We start from the raw sequence: 8350 nt of genomic DNA on the forward strand, positions 1-8350 counted from the left end.
GGCCTGGATGGCCAGGTTTCGTTGCCCGCGGCTCTCTCCTGTTCCGACAACTTCTTGCGAGACATGAAACTTATGCACAAGCCCGCCTCTTTCAACTGGGCCGATCCCCTGTTGCTCGACCAGCAGCTCACCGACGAAGAGCGCATGGTCAAGGAAGCCGCCGCCGCGTACTGCCAGGACAAGCTCATGCCGCGCGTGCTGGAATCCTTCCGCCATGAGAAAACCGACCCGGCCATCTTCCGCGAAATGGGCGAGCTCGGCTTGCTCGGGCCGACGATTCCGGAGCAATACGGCGGACCGGGGCTGAACTACGTGAGCTATGGACTGATCGCGCGGGAAGTCGAACGCGTCGACTCTGGCTATCGTTCGATGATGAGCGTGCAGTCGTCGCTCGTCATGGTGCCCATCTACGAGTTCGGCACCGAAGCGCAAAAACAGAAATACCTGCCCAAGCTCGCGACGGGCGAGTTGATCGGCTGCTTTGGCCTGACCGAACCCAACCACGGCTCTGACCCCGGCTCCATGGTCACGCGTGCCACCAAGGTCGACGGCGGCTACCGCCTGACGGGCAGCAAGATGTGGATCACCAATTCCCCGATCGCCGACGTGTTCGTCGTCTGGGCCAAGCTCAAGGAAGAAGACGGCCAAGACAATATCCGCGGCTTCATCCTCGAAAAGGGCTGGAAAGGGCTGTCGGCACCCGCGATCCACGGCAAGGTGGGGCTGCGTACGTCCATTACCGGCGAAATCGTCATGGACGAGGTCTTCGTGCCCGAAGAGAACCTGTTGCCTAACGTGAAGGGGCTGCGCGGCCCGTTTACTTGCCTGAACTCCGCCCGCTATGGGATCGCCTGGGGCGCGCTGGGTGCCGCCGAGTACTGCTGGCACACCGCCCGCCAGTACGTGCTGGATCGCAAGCAGTTCGGCCGTCCGCTGGCCGCTAACCAATTGATCCAGAAGAAGCTGGCTGACATGCAGACGGAAATCACGCTCGGCCTGCAAGGCTGCCTGCGCCTGGGCCGCATGAAGGACGAAGGCACCGCCGCCGTGGAAATTACTTCCATCATGAAGCGCAACTCCTGCGGCAAGGCGCTGGACGTCGCCCGGCTGGCCCGCGACATGCTCGGGGGCAACGGCATCTCCGACGAGTTCGGTGTCATCCGCCACCTGGTCAACCTTGAGGTGGTCAACACCTACGAGGGCACGCACGACATCCACGCCCTGATCCTGGGGCGCGCGCAGACGGGCATCCAGGCGTTCTGCTGATCGTCGTGCGGCGGGGCGAAGTCAGGAGCGGCTCGCGCGTTCCGCCTCGTCCCCGCCCTTGAGCTTGCGCCACAGCGTCGCGGGGCTGATGCCCAAAATCCGGCAAGCTGCTGCCCGGTCGCCGTTGCAAGCCTGCAAGACGCGCCGGATATGCGCCGCCTCGCTGGCACGGGCGACTTCCTCGAGCGGCGCGAAAGTCGCCTCTTGTGCAGGCCCGGCCTCGCGGTTTCTCGCACCGTAGAGCTCCGGGACCGTGATTTCCAATTCCAGCTCCAGTTCCTTGCGGCTGACCTTGCGGCCTGCGTGCGAGACAGCCACGCGCTCGAGCACGTTTTCCATCTCGCGCAGGTTGCCGGGCCAGTCGTACTTCATGCACAGCGCCTTGACGAAGGCGGGGAGGCGCACGGGTCGCGCGATGCCGAGGCGCCGCTGCGCCCGCTGGTAGAGGACTTCCGCCAATTCTTCGATGTCGCCCTCTCGTTCGCGCAGGGGCGGCATGGCGATGCGCAGGATGTTGAGCCGGTAGAAGAGGTCGCGGCGGAATTCGCCGTTGCGCACCATGGCGTGCAGGTCGCGGTGGGTGGCCGCGATGACCCGGACGTTGACGGAAACGGGTTCCAAGGCACCGATGGGCAGCACCTGCTTCTCTTGCAGCACGCGCAGCAGCCGGACCTGCAACGCGAGCGGCATGTCGCCGATCTCGTCGAGGAAAATGGTGCCATTGTGCGCAGCTTCGAACAAACCCGTCTTGCCGCCCTTGCGCGCGCCGCTGAACGCGCCTTCTTCATACCCGAACAATTCGCTTTCGAGCAGCGGCTCGGGAAAGGCTGCGCAGTTGATGGCGACGAAGGGGAAGTCGCGCCGCGGGCTGGCACGGTGCATGCCCTGGGCGAGGACTTCCTTGCCCGTGCCGCTCTCGCCTTCGATCAGCACCGTCGAGCTCACATCGGCATACAGCCTGGCCAGTTCGCGTACGCGCTGGATCGCGGGCGAGCTGCCCAGTAGGTCATCCAATTCGTAGCGCGTGCCGGCCGGGCGCACCGTGGCACCCGTGCGCAGGTTGCGGTCTACCCGCTGGATGGCCTTCGCGTCTTGGGCGGTCACGATGGCGCCCAGGAGTTCGCCGCCGCTCTGGATGGGAATGCGGTTGAGGATCAAGACCTTGTCATTGACCTTCTGGATGGTTTCCAGCTCCTTCTGGCCGTGCCGCAGTGGGCCATCGAGCGAGATGGCCGGCACTTCCTCTTCCAGCAGGCGGCCGATGATTTGGTCCTGCCGCACGCCCAGGAGGCGCTCCATGGGCGGATTTAGGGATTGCACCCGGCCTTCCGCATCGACCGCCACCACGCCTTCGTTCAGGTGTGACAGCACCGTATTCAGGTACTCGCGCCGGCGCTGTTCGATGCGGGCCAGCCGCGCGGCCTCGATGGCGTCTTCCAGCGCCACGCGTATCGAGTTGGTGGAATAGAGGAAAACGCCGGCCAGGCCCTGCTGTTCGGCGAGGTCCGAAACCAGGCCCGGCCCGACGATGACCTCCATGCCGGCGCGCTTGAGCGCCTTGACCTGGGCCGCGGCGTCTTCCACGGTCACGTAGCTGTGGCTGGGGAAGTCCAGGCCGAAGGCCTGCTTGAACGCCTCCGTTTCGGGAAAGGTGGACGCGTGCGTGACCAAAGCGATTCGATTCGACAATTGCTTGGCAGTGGTCAGCGCATGCATGACGTCGAAGCCGGTGACCTTGATCAGGATCACGGGGACGTCGACGTGCTGTCGCAGGTAGGCGCCGTTCGAGCCTCCGGCCACCACGGCATCGACCCGTCCGCGCTTGGCCGCTTCGTTGATGGAGCGGGCGGCCTGCTCGAACCCTTCGTCGACGATGCGGAAATCGGCCTGGCTCGCGTAGGCGGGCGTGAGCTCGGCGAAGGCGCGTGCCACGCGGCTGATGCCCATGGCCCATATCGTAGGACGCGCAGAGCGGGTGGGGAGGGCGGCGACGGAGGGCATGGTCGGATCGCGGAGTTGGTATCAGATTTGATTATAGGGATTTCAAATTTGAAATGGCTAGGTGCGCGCCAAGCGCAGTGGCGGAGGGCGGCCCCGGGGGGGCAAACGCAAGGAGCCCCGGGAATTGCGGCCCGTGCGAGGCCATCGGCGGTAGACGAGCGTGGCGTGGCACAGTCTTTGCAGTAAGCTGGCATTTCCACCAAACGAGTTTCATCATGGCCCAACCGACTTCCCCGGGCGCCCGCTTCCGGCAGGCGCTGCAAGACGAGCATCCATTGCAAGTCATCGGCACCATCAATGCCAACCATGCGCTGCTGGCCAAGCGCGCGGGTTTCCGTGCGATCTATCTTTCCGGCGGCGGCGTGGCGGCCGGTTCGCTGGGGCTACCCGACCTCGGCATCAACACGTTGGATGACGTGCTGACCGACGTGCGCCGCATCACCGATGTCTGTGACCTGCCCCTGATGGTGGACATCGACACCGGTTTTGGTCCCTCCGCCTTCAATATTGCCCGGACGATCAAGAGCCTCATCAAGTTCGGCGCGGCCGCGTGCCACATCGAAGACCAGGTCGGCGCCAAGCGGTGCGGCCATCGTCCCGGCAAAGAAATCGTCTCGGCCGCGGAGATGGTCGATCGCGTGAAGGCGGCGGCCGACGCCAAGACGGACCCGGACTTTTTCCTCATCGCCCGTACCGATGCCATCGCCGTCGAGGGCCTGGATGCCGCCATCGAGCGCGCGCTGGCCTGCGTGGAAGCGGGTGCCGACGGCATCTTCCCCGAGGCGGCGTACGACCTCGAGACGTACCGCAAGTTCGCCGAAGCCGTGAAGGTGCCCGTGCTCGCCAACATCACCGAGTTCGGCAAGACGCCGCTGTTCTCGGTCGACGAGCTGCGCAGCGCCGACGTCTCCATGGTGCTGTACCCGCTCTCTGCGTTCCGGGCCATGAACAAAGCCGCCGAGACGGTGTACACGGCAATCCGCCGCGACGGGCACCAGCGGAACGTGATCGACATGATGCAGACGCGGGAAGAGCTATACGATCGCATCGGCTACCACGCGTTCGAGCAACACCTGGACGACTTGTTCAAGAGCAAGAAGTGATGAGTCCCCCGCACGAATAACTGCTGAAAGGAGCGAGTGAGACGATGAGCGCAACGGTATCCAACCAGAAAGACCAGCCTGCTTCCGGCCCCAAGCCAAAGAAGTCGGTGGCGCTGTCAGGCGTGATGGCGGGCAACACCGCCTTGTGCACCGTCGGGCGCAGCGGCAACGACCTGCACTATCGCGGCTACGACATTCTCGACATCGCGGACGAATGCGAATTCGAAGAGATCGCCTACCTGCTGGTGCACGGCAAGCTGCCTAACCGCACCGAATTGGCAGCCTACAAGGCCAAGCTCAAGGCTTGGCGAGGCCTGCCCGCCAACGTCAAGGCCGCGCTGGAATGGCTACCGGCTGCCAGCCATCCCATGGACGTCATGCGCACCGGGGTCTCGGCGCTCGGCTGCGTGCTTCCCGAAAAGGACGACCACAACCTGCCGGGGGCACGCGACATCGCCGACCGCCTGATGGCCTCACTCGGCTCCATGCTGCTTTACTGGTATCACTACAGCCACCGCGGTGAACGCATCGAGGTGGAAACCGACGACGACAGCATCGGGGCACACTTCCTGCACCTGCTGCACGGCAAACCGGCCCCGGCGTCGTGGGTGCGCGCGATGCACACCTCGCTGAACCTGTACGCGGAGCACGAGTTCAACGCCTCCACCTTTACGGCGCGCGTGATCGCCGGCACCGGGTCCGACATGTACTCGGCCATCACCGGCGCCATCGGCGCACTGCGCGGCCCCAAGCACGGCGGCGCGAACGAGGTGGCCTTCGAGGTGCAGAGCCGCTACGAGACCCCGGACGAGGCTGAAGCGGACATCCGGCGCCGGGTCGAGAACAAGGAAGTCGTCATCGGCTTCGGGCATCCCGTCTACACGGTGTCCGACCCGCGCAACCAGGTCATCAAGGAAGTGGCCCGGCGCTTGTCCAAAGAGTCCGGGAACACCAAGCTGTTCGAGATCGCCGAGCGCCTGGAGACCGTGATGTGGGACGTCAAGAAGATGTTCCCCAACCTCGATTGGTTCAGCGCCGTGAGCTATCACCTGATGGGGGTGCCGACTGCCATGTTCACGCCCCTGTTCGTGATCGCGCGCACCGCGGGATGGTCCGCGCACATCATCGAACAGCGCATTGACAACAAGATCATTCGCCCCAGCGCCAACTACGTCGGCCCCGAAAACCGCAAGTTCGTGCCGCTGGCCAAGCGCAAGTAATTACCGTCAACCTACCCGCAATGCGCGTATCGCGCACCCCAGGGCCTGCGCACCGGCGGCGCCGAATCGCAGGCTATCACGGGCGTCGCGATGCGCAGGGGAAACTCCATGTCTGCCGCGATAAGCAACCAACGACCCAAACCCGACCAAGTGCTCGTCGACATCGTCGACTACGTCCTGAAAAAACGCATTACCAGCAAGCTCGCCTACGAGACCGCGCGCAATTGCCTGATCGATACGCTGGGCTGCGGCCTGGAGGCGCTCGAGTACCCGGCGTGCACCAAGCTGCTCGGCCCCATCGTGCCCGGCACCGTGGTGCCGAATGGCGCGAAAGTACCTGGCACCCAGTTCCAGCTCGACCCGGTCCAGGCCGCCTTCAACATCGGCGCGATGATCCGCTGGCTGGACTTCAACGACACGTGGCTGGCCGCCGAGTGGGGCCACCCCTCGGATAACCTCGGGGGCATCCTGGCGACGGCCGACTGGCTCTCGCGCCAGGCCGTGGCCGCAGGCAAGAGGCCGCTGCTGATGAAAGACGTGCTCACAGCCATGATCAAGGCCCACGAGATCCAGGGCTGCATCGCCCTGGAAAACTCCTTCAACCGAGTGGGGCTGGATCACGTCGTGCTGGTCAAGGTGGCCTCGACCGCCGTGGTCGGCCAATTGCTCGGGCTGAACCGCGAGGAACTGATCAATGCGGTGTCGCTGGCTTGGGTGGACGGCCACAGCCTGCGAACCTACCGCCACGCGCCCAACACCGGCTCGCGCAAGAGCTGGGCCGCAGGCGATGCCACCAGCCGGGCCGTGCGGCTCGCGCTCATCGCCCGTACCGGGGAAATGGGCTACCCGTCGGTGCTGACCGCAAAGACCTGGGGCTTTTACGACGTGCTGTTCAAGGGCCAGCCGTTCAAATTCCAGCGCCCCTACGGCAGCTACGTCATGGAAAACGTGCTGTTCAAGATTTCCTACCCGGCCGAATTCCACGCCCAGACCGCGGTGGAGTGCGCCATGGAAATCCACAAACAGCTCAAGAAGCAGGGCCGCAGCGCAGAGGACATCAAGAAAATCACCATCCGCACGCACGAGGCCTGCATCCGCATCATCGACAAGAAGGGGCCGCTCAACAATCCCGCCGACCGCGACCACTGCATCCAATACATGGTCGCCGTGCCCATTCTCTTCGGCCGGTTGACCGCGGCGGATTACGAAGACGAAGTCGCCAAAGACCCGCGCATCGACCAGCTGCGCGACAAGATCGTCTGCGTCGAGGATCCTGCCTTCACCAAGGACTACCACGATCCCGACAAGCGCTCCATCGCCAACGCGCTGACCGTGGAATTCAAAGACGGCAAGAAACTCAAAGAGATCGTCTGCGAATACCCGATCGGCCACAAGCGCCGCCGCAAGGAAGGCATACCTCTGCTAGAGGCCAAGTTCCGGACCAACCTGGCGCGCCGCTTCCCGCCCAAGCAGCAACAGGCGATCCTAGACGTCTCGTTGGACCAGAAGACCCTCGAGGCGATGCCGGTACACGAGTATGTGGATTTGTATGTGATCTGACGAGCGCGAAGGGGCGGGGGGCGATGTTCAGTCCCGTCCCGCCCAAAATCGGTCGTACTCCGGATTGCGCTTCTCGAGGAAGGCGGTAAATCCTTCCCGCCATTCTTCCGGGTCCATGAGGCCGAGCATTTCGTGCATGGCCTGCCAGTCTGCGGGGTCGACGCGGCCCAGCGATTGCTTGGCTGCTGCCAGCGCTGCCGGCGGAGCCGCCACGATTTCTTCCGCGACGGCTACCGCCGTATCGAGCAGTGTTTCTGGTGCAACCAGTCGGTTAACCAAGCCCATGGCATGCGCCTCGTGCGCATCGAACATCCGCCGCGTGAGAATCAGCTCCATGGCTTTGCGGCGCCCGACGATCTCGGGTAGTCGGGCGAGTGCCGTCCGAGGCAGGACGCCCAAGCCAAGCTCGGGCAGGCGAAAGCGCGCCCGCTCAGTCGCTAGCACGAGATCGGCCACCAAAGTCATTTCTGTGCCTCCTCCCATTGCGAGCCCGTCTATGCCGAGAATCACGGGCCGCGGATCGTCCACGAGCGCCCGGAACAGCATCATGGGAGCATTGGGCGGAGGGGGGCGGCGTGCGTCGAGCAAGTCGCCATTGAGCAGCGCGCGAATGTCCGCGCCGGCGCAGAAGTGCTTGTCGGCGGAAACGATTACGATCGCCCGCGCGCCTTTGTCTCCGCTCTGGCGCAGCCCCTGCAGCAGGGCATCGACTTGTTCGGGTCCGAGGGCGTTGTGGTGTTGAGCATCCTGCATGGTCAACACGGCAATGCGGCCGCGCAGGCTAACGGTGACGCGGGTTTCCGTCATCATGGCTCTCCTTTTCCAGGAGGAACGTAGGGCACGGCGTCGCGGCCCGCCCGCCACAGCGCGCGTGCAGCGGGTTTGGTTTTTTCTTCGATGAGGTGCGCCGTGAGCCCGCCGGCGCGCGCGACGACCGAGAAGCAGCGTATGGCCTGGAGAGGCAGGCCCGCGTCGAGCAGCAACGCGCCTATCGCACCTGTGGCGTTGATCGTCACGTGCCGGCCTTTGATGTCGTCGATTGCCGCCGATAGTTCCAACAGCAAGTCCATGTGAGGATGATGAGGACTTGCCTCCCTCGCTACGTCGAAGAGGCGGTAGGAGCGCGGATCGTCCGGTTTGTGGTGCAGATGGCCGAATCCCGCGATGGGGACGCCGGATCGGAGCAGGCGAGCAGATCGG

7 protein-coding genes are annotated in these 8350 nt (G+C 64.4%); 4 read left to right on the plus strand and 3 right to left on the minus strand.

The window, feature by feature from the left end:
- The first annotated feature begins 72 nt into the window (after window positions 1-72).
- A complete protein-coding gene (locus tag Q0319_RS02265) occupies window positions 73-1266 on the plus strand; it encodes an acyl-CoA dehydrogenase (protein ID WP_296468076.1) in 1194 nt (397 codons plus the stop codon).
- 21 nt (window positions 1267-1287) lie between these two features.
- On the opposite strand, the gene prpR is transcribed toward Q0319_RS02265, so the two are convergent.
- On the minus strand, window positions 1288-3267 hold the full coding sequence (gene prpR, locus Q0319_RS02270) for a propionate catabolism operon regulatory protein PrpR (protein ID WP_299450634.1): 1980 nt from the start codon (window positions 3265-3267) through the stop codon (window positions 1288-1290).
- Window positions 3268-3482: 215 nt separating this feature from the next.
- On the opposite strand from prpR, the gene prpB reads away from it, so the two are divergent.
- The 3 genes from prpB (at window position 3483) to Q0319_RS02285 (ending at window position 7150) form a co-directional block, all read left to right on the plus strand.
- On the plus strand, window positions 3483-4370 hold the full coding sequence (gene prpB, locus Q0319_RS02275) for a methylisocitrate lyase (RefSeq protein WP_299450636.1): 888 nt from the start codon (window positions 3483-3485) through the stop codon (window positions 4368-4370).
- Between the two features lie 44 nt (window positions 4371-4414).
- On the plus strand, window positions 4415-5590 hold the full coding sequence (gene prpC / locus Q0319_RS02280) for a 2-methylcitrate synthase (RefSeq protein ID WP_296468069.1): 1176 nt from the start codon (window positions 4415-4417) through the stop codon (window positions 5588-5590).
- 108 nt (window positions 5591-5698) lie between these two features.
- A complete protein-coding gene (locus Q0319_RS02285; RefSeq protein WP_296468066.1) occupies window positions 5699-7150 on the plus strand; it encodes a bifunctional 2-methylcitrate dehydratase/aconitate hydratase in 1452 nt (483 codons plus the stop codon).
- Between the two features lie 27 nt (window positions 7151-7177).
- Here Q0319_RS02285 and Q0319_RS02290 read toward each other — a convergent pair whose 3' ends face one another.
- Both Q0319_RS02290 and Q0319_RS02295 read right to left on the minus strand, forming a co-directional pair.
- Window positions 7178-7960: an enoyl-CoA hydratase/isomerase family protein gene (locus Q0319_RS02290; RefSeq protein WP_299450640.1), complete on the minus strand. Its 783-nt coding sequence runs from the start codon at window positions 7958-7960 to the stop codon at window positions 7178-7180.
- Window positions 7957-8350: citrate/2-methylcitrate synthase (locus Q0319_RS02295; protein WP_299450642.1), on the minus strand; the 394-nt coding region annotated here is incomplete at its 5' end. The genes Q0319_RS02290 and Q0319_RS02295, both read right to left, overlap by 4 nt.

The sequence above is a fragment of the uncultured Pigmentiphaga sp. genome (assembly GCF_937950555.1).
Taxonomy (GTDB): Bacteria; Pseudomonadota; Gammaproteobacteria; order Burkholderiales; family Burkholderiaceae_B; genus Pigmentiphaga.

Excerpts from the sequence above, each read along its gene's own strand:
- Q0319_RS02285 (WP_296468066.1), top strand. The coding sequence starts at position 5,699 with ATGTCTGCCGCGATAAGCAACCAACGACCCAAACCCGACCAAGTGCTC.
- prpB (WP_299450636.1), top strand. The coding sequence starts at position 3,483 with ATGGCCCAACCGACTTCCCCGGGCGCCCGCTTCCGGCAGGCGCTGCAA.
- Q0319_RS02290 (WP_299450640.1), bottom strand. The coding sequence starts at position 7,960 with ATGATGACGGAAACCCGCGTCACCGTTAGCCTGCGCGGCCGCATTGCC.
- Q0319_RS02265 (WP_296468076.1), top strand. The coding sequence starts at position 73 with ATGCACAAGCCCGCCTCTTTCAACTGGGCCGATCCCCTGTTGCTCGAC.
- prpR (WP_299450634.1), bottom strand. The coding sequence starts at position 3,267 with ATGCCCTCCGTCGCCGCCCTCCCCACCCGCTCTGCGCGTCCTACGATA.
- prpC (WP_296468069.1), top strand. The coding sequence starts at position 4,415 with ATGAGCGCAACGGTATCCAACCAGAAAGACCAGCCTGCTTCCGGCCCC.